The following is an 18165-nucleotide window of genomic DNA, read 5'->3' on the forward strand; positions in this document are numbered from 1 at the left end:
ATGACTGTTATGAAAAAAAGTATGAAATCAGCACTGAAATTAAGCTTATTGAGTACCTTACTTCTTGTGGGGTGCGGCCAAAATGAGGCTAGCGTTGAAAGTAATCAACCGAAAGAAGATCTATCTATTGTAGAGCAAAAAAATGCTCAAGAATGGGAAGATGGTCGGATATACATTACAGAGCATAACTATATTAGTTATCAGAATAATAATGGCAAGCCCAAATACTATGTTTATAAAGCCAAAGAATGGCCGCGTGAAGACTTGAGTAATGAGAGTTCATATGACTTACCGCGTGTTGTTTTCCGCTGGGATAATGGTGGTAGGGATAGTTCACCAAAAGATGATTATTATGAACGAAAAGATAAAGTCTGGAGTATAAAAACGGATGGGACTGATCTAAGACTTGTTGCAGATGAGTTTGATGGTCAGATTCGATTGATGCGTATATCACCTAATAATCGCTATCTAGCTTTAGCATACACAAATGAACAAGGCATGTTTAAAGTCATTAAAGACTTGAAAACTGGAGAGTACATTGAACTTGGTAAATCTCGTGGTTATCCAGAGTTTTTATGGGCAGAAGATAGCAGCTATTTATATTTCACAGACCAATGGAAAGATTGGAAGTACACACTATCCTCGAATAAAGTTGAAAAAACTGATGCGGTTTATAATGAGAACTCAGTAATATATAATGGTCGAAGATATGTAACGTCTGAACTGGGAGTTGGTGTTTATAAAGAAGAAACAGGAGAAAAGTTGTATTCAATAGTTCCTGATGATAAAAGTGAAATTAATATACGAAAATTTCTTAAAAAATCTATAAGTCCAACAGGACGGTATGTATGGGCACAGACCTCCGAGCGGAGATACCTAATAGATACTTATAAAAAATCATTTCAATCTGAGGTTATCGATAAATCTGTTCCTGGTAATCTTGAAATGTTGCATATTCTTGGTTATGAGGCGAAATATGCACGTAGTGGAGGCGGTGCACAGATATTCCAATTTAAGATGGATGATGATAAGAAAATTGGAAGCGAAGACAAATGGTTGCAAATTGGATCAGGGCATAGCGCGACAGATGCATCTATTTATAACTCTTTCGCAAATGATGGTAACTTTTTTAGAATTGAGGTGAAAAATGGAAAATAAAAATATTGATAAGGTTTATTATTTATTTTCAGCAAAATTCAATCGTGAAGATAAAAATGAAAAGTTGAGTTATGTTAAGTGGCATGAAAAGAAAAATCTAACAGAAGAAACTGAACTTAAAAATATTCGACCTATTTCATTAATACCAGTCTTATCAAGAAATGATAAGGATGAAATTCAGATCTGGGCAACCGATATTGATTACCGTTTGTGCACATTGGGTCATGGTAATCAAGGAGCAGAAGGTGATCGAGATGTTAGTCGAAAGATTCTAGAACATTCTAGCCCAGTAAAGAATTTAACATGTGAAAAATATAAGCTTAATTTTCCACCTTTACCAGTTTTAGCTCGATTAGCTCAGGGTGAAACGAATTTTAAAGATCTTGGCGAAAAATTAATTGAATTATCAAATAAAGTTTCAAATCAAGACGTTGATTTTCATGTAACTGAAATTGGAATTAACCAATTAGCGGATGCTTATGAACTGGAAACTGATGGTTCGATCTCTGTTGAGAAAAAACGTTATAATGATTGGTTAGATAAAGTTAAAAAATTAGGTAAACCATTAAAAGGATTCTTACTGCCTGTTTTTTCAACGTGTGCAGTTACTTTTTCAAGTAAAGACTATTTGAATGCAACTGTTTCACTTCATTTGTATGATGAAGAAGGGAAGGATAAATTTAAGGGAAATGTTACTGCACAGGTAATTCAGTCAATTAATGATGTTGATCGAGGAAGTAACCCTTGTGCCATATTTCATCTTGATCCAGAGATATTTGTCGAAGGAATATATACAATTAAAGTTTCCTTTGATCCTATAAATGTTAAACCAATTCCTGATTCAATATCGCAGTCAAATATAAGAAAGGAAAAAAATGGAAGAAACGTTATATATTCGTATGAGCTACGAGAATATATTCGTTTCATGCCTGATTCACCATTAGGAAAAATTGCGATTGTTAATGGTGATATGATTTCACTTGAGGAAACCTTAATTTATCAATTTCCTCAATTTCTAAAAGGAATGAAAAAATATTTATCTGATGAAAAAGGTTCTGAAGGTACAGAAAGTCCAACATTAAATGGTTTGTCGACACTAAAATCTGTAAGAGACGCATCAGTTCAGTTAGGTGCAGGATATCTGACTGGTGGTTTGCAGGAGCAATATATTCAAGATGGGAAAATAGCAACTTTTAATTCTGTCAGTCAAATATTTTGGGATAGTCTCCAAAAAGATATGCCAGAAGCGATGCGTGCTACTGGTGAACTATACTTTGGATTGTTTAGCGTAAAAGAAGCTTGGAATCATTATAGAATTCTCTCAGATAAATCGGTTAGTGCTGCCGAAAAAGGGTTAGGAGTTAAATCTTTATTCGCGGCAAATGTTATCGATCCTGAAAAAATTAAAGAATATGTCCAAGGTTTTAAAGATGACTTAGAAAATAAGAATTATAAAGCGTTGTCTGGTCGTCTAGCTGAAAGTTGGTTTATGAGTCTTGCAGATGTAGGCATCAGTGCGCTTTCTACTGCTGAGTCTTTCATATCACTAAATGAACAATATAAACAATTGCTAAGAAGTCAGTCTGAAACCATATCAAGAAGAAAAGATTTATCAGACATAGCAGATGACTATTTGAATAAAATCCCTGTTATCCAAGAAAAAATATATCAAGATGCAGAGAAAATTAATAAAGCTATATCTGAAGCCAAGGAAAAGGTTATTGAAAACTCTTTAATTAATGATTATTCTGACATTAAAGATCAAGTGGAGCTGATCACAGATGAGAAAGGTACAGGGCTTAGAGTCCTTTTCCATTTTAACTCAAGACAGAAAGAGTTATTAGAAAATAAGTCTGTTATCGACATACTAGTTGAGGCTTTAAAAAGTGAATCTCACCTTCGAATAGAAATTGAAGGTCATGCTTGTCAAGTAAGCTCGGAAGCTATCAATATGAAAGTTTCCAGAGAGCGCGCAGAAAATACAAAGGCACTTTTCCCTGAGAGCATGCATAAGTTTATTTCAGTGAAAGCCTATGGTGAATCAGCACCAATATATGAGCCAGAAGATCCGAGTGAAATCAGAAAAGATAACCCAAAACTTGCTGTAAATAGAAGGGTGGTTGTTAGAATTTACCTTGCTTCATTAGATATTGTTTATAGTCCAAGTCGTTTTGGTTCTCAAGCTATGGAGCGATATCGTCTTTCAGCAATTAATGCAATGAAGAACGAAGATGATGCTGAAACAGCTTTAAAGTTAGCAATTTTAGATAGCTTTTTAAATATTGCACAGTTTATACCGCTTTTAGCTCCTATGGCACGAGGTGTCATGTTGATTAATGAAACAACTGGTGTGCTTAAATCGGCGATTACTCTGTTGGACGAGACATTATTAGATAATCATATTCAAGAGTATTTTAGCCAAACTAAAAAGATTGACAGTTTGATGAGTCTTTCTGAATTGAATATGGAGTTACTGAAGGAAATTAGATCAATAAATTTAAATTTAAATAAAAAGCATAATTCATTTGAAGAAGCTTTAGTTTTTTTAAAGGATGAGAAAACTAGGAAGGAATTATTAAAACGATTTAAGTTAAGAGCATATGCCATAAATGGTTTGATGTATATCATTGCAGCAATAAAGCTTAAAAGTGAAGTCCTAGATAAGGATGTTTTAGAAAAATATAAAGTTAAAGACTACATCAATAGATTCATTATTAACGATAGTTGGAGCATTCCTCCTTATGCAGGCAATATGGGTTATGGCTGGGTGAATCAACACGAAATCAACTCTAATCTTAATATGAAAAAATCAGTTGAATCTAAAGAGTCGGAAGCCTATGTAGCACCATTGCCAAAATCAAAAGGTGTGAATCTATACCCAAATAAAAATAGTATCTTTGGTGACTTTAATCGTGTTTTTCCAGTTCAAACTAAATTGTTTGAACATGGAGGAGAAGAGTTGTTTATTGAGTTTGCTAACAATTTTTCTATTGTTAAAGGCTATATTCGTGAGGAAGATATCGGTTTTTGTAGGTTATTGGTTGCGGAACCAAACAGTAACGAATGGAAAACTTATTATGATTGGAGTAATGAAAGTAAATCAAATCGTTTGTCTCCATATCATAAAGTTATGCTACAGTTAGTTTTAAATACTAAGTATGATAAAATTGCAGCAGTAAAGTTAGGCTACGATCGTGTAGATGGGGTTTTTAATTGCAACGGTCCATCATTCGATGCACTTATCTATCCAATGAAATTCTCTGATTTCACATGTGATCCAGATGGAGAGCTAGCAGAGTATTATAAATCAAGGAAAGATGAGGTTTTGTCAGCTATAGAGTTTACTCCTTTTTATTATTTTGGAGAATCTCAGATTTATGGATTCAAGCCTTTAACATCTGAAGGAAGGATTACTTTTAATAGTATCATTGATACTGCAACAAAAATGAAATCTGTACCATTTTACATTTCTCAAATTGTTGCACAGAAACTTGGTTGGTCAGAACAAGAAAAAGTAACAGATTTTGACCTCTATGTTAGTGAAGGTAATTTTAGAAATATGCAATATGGATTTTGGCTAGCAGATTGTGAAGGTGAAGGGAAATTATTTTTAGCCAAAAGATATAATTCTTTAAACTCTGATGTTGATGCATACAGTAAATTAAATAAAGATTTGAAGGTTGGTGTCCACGGTGAAGATAAAACTAAAGTTCTAGTATATAGAGACATTGGCGAAGATGCTCTAATTTTAAGAGAGAAAGATACTCTTAATGAGTTATTTACTATGACAACAGATGTTAAGAAGACTCAGCCATTACCAATAATTGAAGATATTGTCACTAATATCATTGGTATTAAATCTAAAGAAACAGGATTAAAATTATTTAATGAGTCTGGTGAGCTGAAGGATTTTTATCTTAGTCGGCAAACCTTAGCGGATAAACGGAGTTTTTCTGATTTTTCACCAATTGAAGAGAACCCAACATCAGTATTTGTTATGTTTGTTGCTGAGAATGATAATATTGATTACTACAAAAAGACTAATCTTGTATGGAATAAAATAGATATGTCAATACAATTAGTTTTTGATGGTGATGATCAAAAGCTCACTGGTCCGAACTTTTATGCACCATTATGCTTTCAAGGAAAGCTTTCTTTTAATCAGTATTATAAAAATATGAACAAATCATATGGAACTAGTTATGACGTTTGGCGATTGAAAGATGATTTATCTGATGGTGGAAAAGTTCATTATAGTGATGAATTGCAGTCATTTGTAAAAGAAGCAATGACTAGAGTTCGTTCCGATGTATCCGATTTAGATGAAGATAAAATATATACGATTTATGCAATGGAAGTTCCTTTAAGTTATATTTCTCCAACAGGTAGAAAAGTTAAAGGGTTGAGGCCGTTTGGAGATATCTTATGTAGCGGTACTGTTAAGTTGTCTGTCGATGTTAGTCAAATGAATACCGCAAATTCAGAGATATATTCTGGTATAAAAGAAATTGACATAGAAATTCCTTCGATAGGTCAAGGGATTCATTACGCCCCTTGGTTAAAAGAACCAAAACCAACAGAAGAAATGGATAAGGATGCATTTGAAAGATGGAAGTTACTTTCTAAATCAGAAAAAAAATCACTTGTTCAAGCTTGGATTAAGGAACAAAAAGATGTTATTGAAGCTCCCATAACACAAGTGAAATTATTTTAAAAAATAAATTGATTGTATTTTTGTTTTATTCCTATAAGGCAGTGTTGGATATTTATTATCCAGCACTGCTCATATATTCTAGTCTGAAGGGGTTTTGTTGGCTAAGCCGGCTTGAACTTTCTTACAGTCAGTGTAGAAAAAGACACAAAATTTTGAACACTACCGTCTCTGATGGCGAAGTCATGCCAACATTATTTAACCAAATTTATCGTAAGATAAAATCGATATCAGGTGACGGCTCCTATAATTCAAGGCTGTGCTACCAAGCGATTCAGCGGAAAAAGGCACGTCCACTTATTCCTCCCAGAACTGGAGCTGCTTACTGGAAGCAGGGACACCCCAGAAATGTTGCGGTTGCCAATTAGCGTATTCACGGCAATAATAAACGCTGGAAAAAGACCAGTGGTTCCATAGTCATTCAATCTCAGAAACGGCGATGTCGAGGTATAAGCGGCTGCTTGGCTCAGCGTTAAGCCTGTATGATTACAACGCTCAAGTCGTAGAAGCACTTGCAACCGTCCGTGCGTTGAATAAATTAACAGGGTTAGGTACGGTTGAAACTCATAAAGTGAGCTAATTCATGGCTTACATTGGGTAAATCTGCTGATTTTCAGATTTGATCAACAAAGCCTTTCACAAACTCACGATGAACTCTATATGACACAAATCATAAGAGGCACCATGACTCACATTCCCGCAATCACTGCCATTTTTAATCATTATATTGCGCAGACAAACGCAAGGTTTGAAACTGAGCCGATGACGTTAGGGAATCGCAATGACTGGTTTGCACAGTTTCAGCCAGATTCCCCGCATCAACTTTTTGTCGCGATCGAAAATCAAACCGTGACGGGATTTGCTTGCAGCCAGCCTTACCGGCCAAGTCCGGCTTTTTCGGAAACGGTTGAAGTGACCATTTATCTCCATCCGGATGCAAAAGGAAAAGGCACAGGCAGTGCACTCATGGCTGCTTTACTGGAAACGCTGGCAAGCCAGCCGGTGCGTTGTGTACTGTCGGGGATTGCTCTGCCGAATGATGCCTCTGTGGCTTTACATCAGAAGTTCGGATTTAAAGAGGTCGGTATTTTTCAAAATTACGCCCAAAAAAATGGTGAGTCTATCAGTTCGCTTTGGATGCAAAAAACTGTTTTGAAATCGACGCATTGTGAATGCTGAGTTGTAGTTTCGTTGCCAAGCTATACTCAATCCGATTGCATCAAGCAGTCGCCGTCCGACTTCAGAATGAACCTGACGAGGGGAAAGAGCATGAAATATACAGGTAGCTGCCACTGCGGAAATATTGCGTTTGAGGCCGAAGGCGAGATTGAGGAAGCTTTGGCATGTAACTGTTCTATCTGTCGGCGCAAAGGATCGTTATTGTGGTTTGTCCCTCGCAGTCAGTTTCGTTTACTCACGCCCGAGAGCGCAGCAAGCACTTACACCTTTAACAAACATGTGATTCAACATCGGTTCTGTCCGACCTGCGGAATTCATCCCTATGGTGAAGGCAAAGACCAGCAGGGAAATGCTATTGTCGCAGTGAATATCCGATGCCTGGATGAGATCGATTTAGACGTCATTCCAGTGAAGTATTTCGACGGTCGGACATTGTAATCCATATTGGCGGATGTGATGATGTGTCCCATTGCACAAGGAAGATGGGGCAAATGATGAAAGCAATTGAGTCCATTTCCCGTTGGTTTGAGGCGGTGAGGTAACCGCGATGCGGGAAAAACCACAGAAAAAGGAATTTTCAAAACTCTGGCGTCCTGCACGAATACCAGAGGTTGAGCTATTGTCGGCTTCGTTTCAGCAGTTTGAATTTTCACGGCATTGGCATGATGAATTAGCGATTGGCGTGATTGAATCGGGTGCTGAAGGTCTTTTTTATCGGGGTAACAATATTGTTGTCCCTCAGCACCACGTGGTCGCAATTAACCCTTCCGAGGTTCATACGGGGTTCGCCGGATGCGAGCAGGGATGGCGTTACCGGATGTTCTATTTCCCGCCTGAATTTATCTCGGGCTATTTTGATGCCAGCGAGAAGCACGCAGAGCCTGTGATAAATACCTCTTTAATCGATAATCCTGCTTTATTCGGGCGGCTTTTGCAGTGTCATATTGCACTGGAAGTTCCCAGTCTGAATTTAACGCAGTCGTCGTTGCTGACACTCGCTCTCGAGCATTTGTTCACTCAATACGGCACGGCGAAGCCCGCACATGAACTTGCGGGTCAAGCGCAGAACCGGACAAAACAGGTCAGAGATTATCTTCATGACCACTGGCAGGAGAATGTTTCTTTAGAAGCGCTTGAAGCCGTCAGTGGCCTGACAAAATATCAACTGATCCGCTATTTTAAAGCGCATTACGGGCTGACACCGCATCAGTTTTTGCTGCTGCTGAAAGTGCAGAAAGCTAAAGGGTTGCTGATGAGCGGGCACAGTTGTGTCGATACGGCACTCAGCTGCGGCTTCTTTGACCAGAGCCATTTCACCCGCAATTTCAAGCGTGCTTTCGGGGTACCGCCGAAGCATTATCTCGTCTGACGCCTGGCCTGCAATTTTGTACAAGAAGGAATGACCGGCACGCAATACCATGCATTCACTGTTGAATCTGGAGGTGAATGAATGAGTTTTTTATTGCTTTGGTTAGGGGTGATGTTTCCTTTGGTCTTTAGTCCGGGGCCGGCCAATATTGTGTTTGCGGCATCGGGGGCCAGTGTCGGTGTCCGGCGTTCCATACCTTTGTTACTGGGAATTGATACTGTTTTCCTGATGAAGTCGCTGTTGATCGGTCTGGGATTAGGCGCACTGATTCACGAAAATCCGCTGGTTTTGCAACTGTTACAGGTTGTCGGGGCCTGTTACATCATGTATCTGGCAAAGGGATTTTTAAAAACTAGTTTGCACACGGCGAATGGACAAGTGAAACATCTGGGATTTACCGATGGGGTGCTTATCCAGTTGCTAAACAGTAAAGGCTGGTTGCTGGTGTTGCTCATGTTCTCCCTGTTTTCGGAGAAAGCGCAGCAGGAGTTCGGCGAGCATGCGATTTGGGTGCTGGTTGCATGGCTTGCTGTGCTGAATATATTGATGCATCTGGTCTGGATTTGGGCGGGCGGTTTGCTGGCGAAACTTTCCGGGAACCGGAAAAACCAGAAAATTCAGGGACTCATCTATTTTGCTTTGATGATGGTTGTAGCGTTCTGGCTGCTGGTGGATAACCCGCTTTGGCAGCAGCTGATCCCAGTGGGCTGAGCGTACTGATAGTTCATTTCATCGCAATCGGATACGCCAATTGCATCCGTGCTCAAACCGTTTATAGTGCTGTGAAACAGTAAGAACTCAGTCGGTTGAAGGGGAAGGGCTATGTTTGCTGATTACGGCGTATTGAATTTTTGGGCTTATGTGGTCGGGGCCATGTTTATCGTCCTTTTGCCTGGCCCTAATTCATTGTTTGTACTGAAAACCGGAATGACCCAAGGAATCCGCCCGGGATATATGGCGGCCTTGGGTGTTTTCATCGGAGATGCGGTGTTGATTTTCTGCGCCTATGCCGGCGTCGCGACCCTGATTCAGACCACGCCAATCCTCTTTACACTGGTACGGTATCTGGGGGCGATCTATCTGTTGTTTCTTGGCGGCAAGATTGTCTACAGCGCTTTTCAACCCGGTGAATCTGAGGAGGTCTTACCCGCGACAGTCGGAAAACGGGTTTTTCGAAAAGCCCTGATCCTCAGTCTGACCAATCCGAAAGCCATTTTGTTTTACGTGTCTTTCTTTGTGCAGTTTATCGATATGACGTACGACAGCCCCGCAATTCCATTTATGATTCTGGCGGCGGTGCTGGAGGTATTCAGCCTGATTTTCCTCAGTGTCCTGATTTTTGCCGGCTCGTATGTGACCCGGTTGGTGAAAGCCAGCAAGCGGGCCCGACAACTCGGCAATACGCTCATGGGGACACTGTTTATCGGTTTTGCTGCAAGGCTGGCATTATCGAACGCGTGAGTATGTGAACGTTTGAACGTTGAATTCAAGGCTCAGGTGCAATCCCCCTGAGCCTTTTTTATTTGTTCTGTTTTGCGATAAGCAGGCGCTTATCTTTCTGAGGACTTGTCGGCCTGGATATCGTTTTGACGCTGTTTGCCAAAGAACAGCTGTTTGAGCCAACTGTGACCGCTGACCAGCACAATTCCGGTGATGACCATGGTTGCGCCGTACACAAATCCGGGCTCGATAGCTTCGTCCAGCAGCCAGGCCCCCAGTACAACCCCATACAGTGGTGTCATGAATGACAGCACCCCTAAACGGGAAGCGATGTAAGTATTGAGCATCCAGAACCACAGCAGTAATCCGGCAAAGGAAATGATGAACGTCTGAAATGCGACGCTCGCGATTGCCAGCGGCGTTGGGTTGATCTGAGTCTGTCCCATGATGAATGCGGCGCCAACCAGAAGCACAAAGGCCATGGTCAGCTGATACAGCAGAGTCTGTTCTGAGGAGATCCGGGCCAGTTTAGTACTGCGGATCAGAACTGTCGTCGCGCCCCATGCCAGCCCGCCAAGCAAGGCAAGAAAATCGCCCCAGAGCTGGTCTGGCTGTGAGACAGCCACACGCGCTTCCGAATGCAGAAGAAACGCAACGGCAATACCGCCAAAGGCCAGCAGAATCCCTGCCCATTGTGCTGGTGACAGGCGCTCTGAATCGATCAGGAAATGGAGCATCAGCGCACTGAATACAGGCGATGTGTACAGAAACACCACCGCGTGAGCGGCTGAGGTGTAGCGCAGCGCTTCTCCGAGGAACAGGTATTCCAGTGCAAACAAGGTGCCGACCAGAAGACCTGGTTTCCAGTTGCCATCGGCGAAAAACAGGCGCTTGCGCCGTAGTACGACATAAAGACAAACCAGAACGGCGGCAATGCCAGATCGGATGCCAATCTGGAGGATCGGTGCAATGTCGTCGCCGGTAGCTTTCAGGAAAATTTGCTGCAATCCCATGACAAAACAAAACACCACCATAATACTCACTGCGGTGGTGTCGACTGGCTTCCGCTCGTTCATGCAATCCTCTACTGCTTCTTAACATCCTGTTCACAGTATGCGTTGTCGTGATTCAGGGATATAGCTAGAATGCGACAACTGATAACGATGAAATGACAGAATGACTGATGAGCATTCCCGGAAAGCAATTTCACATCCCGCCATTCAGCACAGATTTACCCGCGCCGGTGGTGTTCCGGACGGCCTGCATGCCGGCTGATGCCGCGTATCCGGTTCATCGCCACCCGTGGGGAGAATTCGTGTATTCCTTCAGCGGCATCATGGAAGTGAAGATCGGGAATCGTCAGTATCTGACGCCGTCTCAGTACGGTCTCTGGCTGCCGCCTGACGTTGAACATCAGGGACTGAATCGCTACGAAGTGACGCATTGTTCTCTTTATATCGATGCCAGCCTGTGCGGGCGCATGCCGGAAACGACCTGTGCGCTTGAAATCAGTCCACTCATTACAGCGATGCTGGAACATCTTCGCCAGACCCAAACCACTTTGCCTTATTCCGAGGCACAAACCCGGTTATTAACTGTACTGGTGGATCAGCTCGGTGACGCCACGCCGCTGGGCAGTTATCTGCCAACCTCCACGGATACGGCGCTGAGTAAAGTACTGAGCTGGCTGGAAGCCGATCCCGGCAGCAATGCCTCACTGACAGAATTCGCCCGGCAGGCGCACACGACGGAACGTACCCTGATGCGGCGTGCGCAAAGAGATCTCGGAATGCCGCTGTCGGAATGGCGGCAGCGATTACGCGTGGTCAAAGCCATGCCCATGCTGGAGGCTGGCGGGAAAGTTGAAAACATTGCCCACGATCTCGGCTATGCCAGCGCCTCAGCCTTTATCGCAATGTTCCGTCGTCTGATGGGTGTGACCCCGGACGAGTACCGGCGAAACTTGTGAGTGGAGGACGTGGGGGACTTTGCTGGTTCTTCTTTGATCACATAGCTTTCGCGATCACTTTCACCTTGCTCTCGCTTTTGTTTGGCAATTGTCAGGATTTCATTCATAATCACTTAAAATTACTTAAGTGGTTATGGGTTAATGACGCAGGAAGAACGTCTGATTCACTTAACTTCGCTGGTCGAACAGCGAGGCAAAGTGACTTTGAATGATATTTGTGAACAGTTTTTAGTGTCGCGCGATTCCGCACGCCGTGATTTGGTGAAGCTGACGCAGCAGCCGGGCATTCAGCGGATTCGTGGCGGTGCAGTCCGGGCTGCGGTCAGTGCTCATCTTGAACCCTATGCCGGAAAAGTGATCAGTGAAGCGAAGCAGCGGCTCGCGCGATATGCGGCGACACTGGTGGAAGCGAATGACACTTTACTGCTGGATACCGGTACGACACACACTTTACTGGCAAGCCATCTCAGCCAGCCATCGACTGTCGTCACGAACTCCGTCGATATTCTCCAGCAGCTCGCCGGGACTCCGGACGTCAGTGTCCATCTGCTGGGCGGGCAATTTGATACCTTCCACCGTGCCATTTTGGGGGCACAGGCAGAAAAACAGCTTGCGGAATACAGAGTGAATAAAGCCTTTATCGGCGTCTGCGCATTGTCTGAACACGGTCTGTCGACCAACAATGAACAGGAAGCTTCGCTGAAGAAAGCCATGATGGCTCAGGCCCAGCAGGTCATTCTGGTCTGTGAACAGCACAAAATCGGGCAGGACAACTTTCACCATATCTGTGCACTGGATGCGATTGACGTACTGATTACAGATCAACCCCTGACCACCGCTTATGCCGAACTTTTTGATCACCATGAGATTCAGGTGATTGTGGCAGACACAACACAAGGACAACGCTAATATGTTTGATGCTCCCGTAAAAACGGCCGTTGTTGGCTACGGATTTTCTGCAAAAACCTTCCATTTGCCTTTTATTCAGGCGCTGCCGGCGCTGGAACTGACCGCAATCAGCAGCAGTCAGCAGGCGGCAGTCCAAACCGATTTACCGGGTATCACCTGTTACGGAGATGCCGACACGATGCTGGTGGAAAGTGATGCGGAGCTGGTGATCATTACCGCGCCGAATGACGTTCACTTTCGCCTGGCAAAACTGGCGCTTGAAAACGGCAAACATGTGATTATTGAAAAGCCTTTTGTCACGAGAGTGGAAGATGGGGAAACGCTGATCCGACTGGCGGAAGAAAAAGGGCTGGTGCTGAGTGTGTTTCATAATCGCCGCTGGGACGGTGATTTCCTGACGGTGAAAAAGCTGATCGATGAAGGCAAGCTGGGGGATGTGAAATATTTCGAATCTCATTTCGATCGTTTCCGGCCGGTTGTTCGCCAGCGCTGGCGAGAGCAGGCGCAAGACGGCGGTGGGATATTGTTCGATCTGGCGCCGCACCTGCTGGATCAGGCGCTGGCCTTATTTGGTGCACCGCAGGCATTGACCGCACAGTGTGAAATCATGCGCCCGGGTGCAAAAACCATCGATTTTTTCAATCTGGTGTTGCATTACCCTGAGCATTTTGTGCATTTGCATGCCAACCTGTACAGCCCGGAACCAAATCTGCGATATAAGGTGCTGGGTACGCATGGGAAATATGAAAAATACGGATTGGATCCGCAGGAAGAGTACTTGAAAGCTGGCGTGAAACCTGAGTTGCCAGCCTGGGCTGAGGAACCCTCTTCACACTATGGTCAGTTCCATCAGGAAACGGGCTCACAGGTGATTCCAACCGAGCTGGGCGGCTATCAGCATTTCTTTGCCGGTGTGGCGAATGCTATCCGGCTGGGCGCTGCGAATCCGGTACCTGCGGAGGAAGCTTTGCTGAATATCAGACTGATTCAACTGGCGCTGCAAAGCAGCAAGCTGGGTCAAACCATGAAGGTGGACGTATGAGCCTGACACTGGAAGTTCTGGTGGAACAAGAAGTCAGTTTACAGCTGGATTATTTCAGCCATGAAACAGCCTGGGCGTTAGGCTGTTTGCTGAAAAGCAGTGCGGAAGCGAAACAGGCTGCTGTGGCCATCGAAGTCTATGGTTTCGGGCAGGTGTTGTTTTCGTATGCGATGCCGGAGACCAGCGGCGATCATCAGGACTGGATTCGCCGGAAACGGAACAGTGTGCTGCGGTTTGCCAAAAGCTCTTACTATCTCGGGCGTTATAATGCTCAGAAACAGCGTGAGTTTGAAAGTCAGCCGCACATTGATGCGAGTGAATACTGTGCCCACGGCGGCTCCTTTCCGATCCGTGTGAAAAACGGCGGACTCCTTGGGGCTGTGACGGTTTCCGGTCTGCCCCAGGAAGACGATCACCAACTGGTGACGGAAGCCCTGCGATCGATTCAATTGCAACAGCAACCTTGATCATCATGCCGCTCAACCGGGCGGCTTTTCACTGTCAGACAATTCTGCTTTCTTGTTCCTGCATCACAGAATCATGACTTATGAGTCAATTTGCCTATCGGTATCAGTTCGGGTGAATGTAATATGTATCTGAAATCAATGAGAATAATGAAAGGAGTTTCGAATGCAGTGTCCGAAGTGTCATTCGAATTTTGAACATGTAACAACCCCGCTGGGCGATATTGAGCGTTGTACCGCTTGTAAAGGTTTGTGGCTGGATGCCTATGAAATTGAAAAAATGAAACCTCTGGCGGATACCGTGGACATCGGTGATGCGAATATTGGAAAGTCATTCAATAAAATTGATCAGATTGAATGTCCGGTCTGTCCCAACAATCAGTTGCTGAGGTTAGTTGACCCGAAGCAGCCGCATATCTGGTTTGAAAGCTGCCCGACGTGTAAAGGACGTTTCTATGATGCGGGTGAATTTAAAGATCTGGCAAAAATTGATTTGTCGGATTTCTTCAAGAAACTGTTCACAGAAGAACGCCGTTAATGCAAATATTGTAACGATTATCAGCAAAGCCAATGGCTTTGCTGATTTTGATCCGGAGGCCGGGAATGGACATTCATCAGGAAACAGCGCTGACATCTCATATCATTCATGCTTTTACCGGCCGTGCTTTCCGTGGGAAATACGCGAAAGGGAACCCCGCGGCTGTTGTGATGCTCAAGAACTGGCCTGCTGCGCAAGCTTTGCTCCGGATCAGCCAGATTTTAGCGCAGCCTGTGACCGCGTTTCTTGTGGAACGTGCTGAGGGATATGACATTCGGTGGTTCAGCCCGGATGCGGAAATTAATTTGTGCGGTCATGGCAGTCTGACTGCTGCTGCGTGTATTTTAGAGACTGCAGAGGAGGACACCGTGTCCTTGTTCAGTCCGCATGGCAATGTGGTGATTGATCGTGCAGACGATGATATGCGGAACAGTTACCGTATGAAAATGCCAGCCTGGCAAGGGACACGCAATCAGCAAAACTGGCAGGATGCTCAGAGGCTGGGGCTGACGCCTGCAGATGTGTTCTCGACCCGCGATTTAGTCATCGTGCTGGACAGTGAACAACAGGTCCGGGATTATCAGCCAGACTTCACTCTGATAAAAAACCTGAAAAACCATCATGCTGTGATACTCACGGCATCTCAGGGCAAAAGTGGGTATGTGCTGCGAAACTTTGCCCCTAAGATTGGCATCAATGAAGACACAGCCACAGGCTCGGCACAATGTTCGCTGGCCCCTTATTGGCTGGAAAAACTGGGACAGGAAAATTTGGAAGTTCATCAGCTCTCATCCGATGGCGGGTATTTTCGGGTCTCGCCAGCACAGGAGGGCCTCCTGTTCACGGTACAGGCTGAGAAGAAAGCGACGGTGAGTCTTGCTTAGCGATATCAGATGCCCGCCTATTGATTTCGGAAGACGCGACAGGAGGTTGAATGCAAACGCTGGAAAACAAAATCCCCCCGCTTTTGGTGATGGGGATAATCGCGATCATCATGGGTTTGCTCGCACCATATCTGCCATCAATGGCGCTGGGCACCGTCCCATCGACGAGCATTGCTTTGCTGATTGCAATCTTTGGCTGCTGGTTCGCCGTTTCTGGTGTCAAAGAATTCAGAAAAAGTCAGACGACAATGGATCCACGACAGCCGGAAAAAGCCTCCGAGCTGGTTGTTTCTGGGGTTTACCAGCGTTCCCGGAATCCGATGTATGTTGGATTTGCAAGCCTGCTGGTGGCACAAGCCGTTTTCCTTCAGTCACCTTTTCTGATTTTCGGGGTGATCGCTTTTATTCTTTATATGAATCGTTTTCAGATCCTGCCCGAAGAGCGTGCGATGATTCAGTGCTTTGGAGAAAAGTATTTACGATATCAGATGACGGTCAGACGATGGCTGTAAGGGGAGTGCATGATGACTGGAAAGATGCTCTCTGGAGATAGGGCTGTATTTCAGCAGCCCTGAATATCAGTGCGTTCAGTTTTGAACGCTCAGAATTGTGATTGGTTTAAATCCGGAATTTCCACACCAGGTTTCAATGGGTTCTTTGGGGAAAATATTTGCTGTTTTCTTTCCGGTCGACATCATGTACATCGATAAAGAGAGAAAGTGGTCAAACTTCTTTTCTCCCACAACGCTTTTTTGAACCAGATACCAGTCGCCCCCGCTCATTTTTAATGCAAAGTCTTCAGCACAATAATAGATTTGTTCGATGGTCTGATTCGCCCCGGTATTTGCAAAAGTAAGTGGGGAAAGAAGGCTTAAAGCCATCACAAACGTCATTTTTTTAAACATAGATACCTTGATTTTCCTTTGTCTGTAAATATTGATTTGAGGATATTTCATGAGTCAGCTTGTCTGAAAAAATTTGAATGATAAACGACTATTTTGATTTCATGAATGGAGGTTCGTCATACCATGATCAATGATTTAATATTCTTGAAAATGAGGGAGGAGAGTTACAGTTTATTTCTGGCTGTCGTTTTTATTACATGACCACTTTTAATATTCTCAATTACAGGTGCATACAATCTAATTTAAATCGACTCGCAATTTTTCAGACATCTCTCCGGTTTGTTTCTTGCCCTGCCAGACTCCTTAGTGCATATCTTGCAACTGGAGAAAAAATAATCATGAAAAAGTTAATCACGTTAGTGGCTTTATCTTATCTCACAAGTCAGGCTGCATTCGCACACGACTTGTATCCGGCGGTTGCGGGCTCATCCGTACCGCAACAAATCAAACAACAGGGTATTCAGGTTCAGACAGTGGTATCTGATGCCGATTTTGTGTTCAGACCTTATCAGCATCCGTTTGACGCCAGCACTTTCTTTGAGACTTATGCGCCGAACTGGTTGTCGCTGGAAGAAACGTTAATGCATTGGAGTAGTGCAACGGGTGTTGATCCGCGAGTCATTCTGGTGACCCTGCAGTTATCGGAACAGTGGGAGCCGGAGTCTGAAATCACTGACGCTGAAGTGACGCATATCAAAGCCGCAATCAAACGGATCGCGAATCACCTTTCACAGTATTTTTATCGCTATGACGCAGACACGAAGCTACCCGCGAATGCTTCGACACTCGCGATTCTCAGCACTCTGAACGACAGTCAGCTGGCGCCGGCATGGTCAAAACAATATATCGCATGGTTTGGTGAACCAGCACAAGCGCTTGAGAGTCAGGCCAGCCATGCTGAAGCAAGGACGCTGAATGCGGTTGCGCCTCCTTATGGTTTCATGCAAATGCCCTGGCGCCAAGGGTATAACTGGGTGCCGAATGGCCCGCATGCGCACAGCGGTTCTGGCTTCCCGCTATCTTCGATTGATGTGTCCTACGACTGGCCATCCTGGGGTGGGGCAACCTACAGTGTGACAGCCGCGCATGATGGATACGTCACTGTGCTGTCCCGTTGTCAGGTCCGTGTAACCAATTCCAATGGCTGGGGAACCAACTATTACCACATGGACGGGATTCAGGTCTCGAACGGACAGTGGGTGAACAAGAACACCAAACTTGGTGTCTATGCCAGCCAGAAATCGGTTGCGCTGTGCGAAGGCGGTTCATCAACCGGACCGCACCTGCATTTCTCACTGCTTTATCAGGGACGTTTCCAGTCCATGCAAGGCAGCAGTTTCGGGCCGTATCAGGTGCAAACCGGACGTTACAGCTACGACGATAACTGTAACTACAGTTGGCTGGTGGATAAGCGCAGCAACCAGAAAGTTTGCTTCTGGAATCGGATTGATAACCCGGTGATGTGACAGATTGTTTCAGCTATCGCGGCAACAAGACGGGCATCGGAATATCATGAAGGTGCCTGTACGTCAGATAGACGGGGCGGAAGTCGTGCCCCGTTTAAGTCTTTTGCTACAGACAGGTGATGTACTCTCTC

At 44.3% G+C, this 18165-nt stretch carries 17 protein-coding genes and 1 pseudogene; 16 read left to right on the plus strand and 2 right to left on the minus strand.

Features of this window, described 5'->3' with window-relative positions:
* Positions 1-9 precede the first annotated feature (9 nt).
* The 8 genes and pseudogenes from SPK40_RS15785 to leuE all read left to right on the plus strand — a co-directional run bounded on the left by SPK40_RS15785 (position 10) and on the right by leuE (position 9878).
* Positions 10-1158: a Tricorn protease domain-containing protein gene (locus SPK40_RS15785; RefSeq protein ID WP_330961108.1), complete on the plus strand. Its 1149-nt coding sequence runs from the start codon at positions 10-12 to the stop codon at positions 1156-1158.
* Positions 1148-5872 (plus strand): OmpA family protein, encoded by a 4725-nt coding sequence (locus SPK40_RS15790; RefSeq protein WP_330961109.1) that lies wholly within the window; start codon positions 1148-1150, stop codon positions 5870-5872. The genes SPK40_RS15785 and SPK40_RS15790 overlap by 11 nt, the downstream gene beginning before the upstream one ends.
* A gap of 158 nt (positions 5873-6030) precedes the next feature.
* Positions 6031-6449, plus strand: a pseudogene (locus SPK40_RS15795) (transposase); the annotation flags it as partial.
* Between the two features lie 104 nt (positions 6450-6553).
* Positions 6554-7048: a GNAT family N-acetyltransferase gene (locus SPK40_RS15800; protein WP_248142697.1), complete on the plus strand. Its 495-nt coding sequence runs from the start codon at positions 6554-6556 to the stop codon at positions 7046-7048.
* Positions 7049-7138: 90 nt separating this feature from the next.
* Entirely contained in the window at positions 7139-7486 is a 348-nt protein-coding gene (locus SPK40_RS15805; RefSeq protein ID WP_248142696.1) for a GFA family protein, read from the plus strand.
* 109 nt (positions 7487-7595) lie between these two features.
* Positions 7596-8417: an AraC family transcriptional regulator gene (locus SPK40_RS15810; protein ID WP_248142695.1), complete on the plus strand. Its 822-nt coding sequence runs from the start codon at positions 7596-7598 to the stop codon at positions 8415-8417.
* Positions 8418-8498: 81 nt separating this feature from the next.
* Entirely contained in the window at positions 8499-9128 is a 630-nt protein-coding gene (locus SPK40_RS15815; RefSeq protein ID WP_248142694.1) for a LysE family translocator, read from the plus strand.
* Positions 9129-9239: 111 nt separating this feature from the next.
* Positions 9240-9878, plus strand: coding sequence for a leucine efflux protein LeuE (leuE, locus tag SPK40_RS15820; protein ID WP_330961110.1), 639 nt, complete (start codon positions 9240-9242; stop codon positions 9876-9878).
* A gap of 89 nt (positions 9879-9967) precedes the next feature.
* Here leuE and SPK40_RS15825 read toward each other — a convergent pair whose 3' ends face one another.
* Entirely contained in the window at positions 9968-10933 is a 966-nt protein-coding gene (locus tag SPK40_RS15825) for a DMT family transporter (protein ID WP_330961111.1), read from the minus strand.
* Between the two features lie 107 nt (positions 10934-11040).
* On the opposite strand from SPK40_RS15825, the gene SPK40_RS15830 reads away from it, so the two are divergent.
* The 7 genes from SPK40_RS15830 (at position 11041) to SPK40_RS15860 (ending at position 16175) form a co-directional block, all read left to right on the plus strand.
* Complete coding sequence (locus tag SPK40_RS15830) at positions 11041-11826, plus strand: AraC family transcriptional regulator (protein WP_330961112.1); 786 nt, start codon at positions 11041-11043, stop codon at positions 11824-11826.
* Positions 11827-11967: 141 nt separating this feature from the next.
* Positions 11968-12735, plus strand: a complete 768-nt coding sequence (locus tag SPK40_RS15835; RefSeq protein ID WP_330961113.1) for a DeoR/GlpR family DNA-binding transcription regulator — start codon at positions 11968-11970, stop codon at positions 12733-12735.
* Between the two features lies 1 nt (position 12736).
* Positions 12737-13777 (plus strand): oxidoreductase, encoded by a 1041-nt coding sequence (locus tag SPK40_RS15840; RefSeq protein ID WP_330961114.1) that lies wholly within the window; start codon positions 12737-12739, stop codon positions 13775-13777.
* Positions 13774-14244 (plus strand): heme-degrading domain-containing protein, encoded by a 471-nt coding sequence (locus SPK40_RS15845; protein WP_330961115.1) that lies wholly within the window; start codon positions 13774-13776, stop codon positions 14242-14244. The genes SPK40_RS15840 and SPK40_RS15845 overlap by 4 nt, the downstream gene beginning before the upstream one ends.
* Positions 14245-14407: 163 nt before the next feature.
* Positions 14408-14779, plus strand: a complete 372-nt coding sequence (locus tag SPK40_RS15850) for a zf-TFIIB domain-containing protein (RefSeq protein ID WP_330961116.1) — start codon at positions 14408-14410, stop codon at positions 14777-14779.
* Between the two features lie 65 nt (positions 14780-14844).
* Positions 14845-15663: a PhzF family phenazine biosynthesis protein gene (locus SPK40_RS15855; protein ID WP_330961117.1), complete on the plus strand. Its 819-nt coding sequence runs from the start codon at positions 14845-14847 to the stop codon at positions 15661-15663.
* A 50-nt stretch (positions 15664-15713) separates the two neighbouring features.
* Positions 15714-16175, plus strand: a complete 462-nt coding sequence (locus SPK40_RS15860) for a methyltransferase family protein (protein WP_248142685.1) — start codon at positions 15714-15716, stop codon at positions 16173-16175.
* A 75-nt stretch (positions 16176-16250) separates the two neighbouring features.
* Here the strand turns inward: SPK40_RS15860 and SPK40_RS15865 are convergent, their stop codons facing one another.
* A complete protein-coding gene (locus tag SPK40_RS15865; protein WP_330961118.1) occupies positions 16251-16568 on the minus strand; it encodes a hypothetical protein in 318 nt (105 codons plus the stop codon).
* Positions 16569-16906: 338 nt separating this feature from the next.
* Here SPK40_RS15865 and SPK40_RS15870 point away from each other — a divergent pair, with 338 nt between their 5' ends.
* Positions 16907-18034, plus strand: a complete 1128-nt coding sequence (locus SPK40_RS15870) for a M23 family metallopeptidase (RefSeq protein WP_330961119.1) — start codon at positions 16907-16909, stop codon at positions 18032-18034.
* Positions 18035-18165: the final 131 nt, after the last annotated feature.

It is taken from the genome of Photobacterium sp. 53610 (genome assembly GCF_036409375.1).
Lineage (GTDB): Bacteria > Pseudomonadota > Gammaproteobacteria > Enterobacterales > Vibrionaceae > Photobacterium.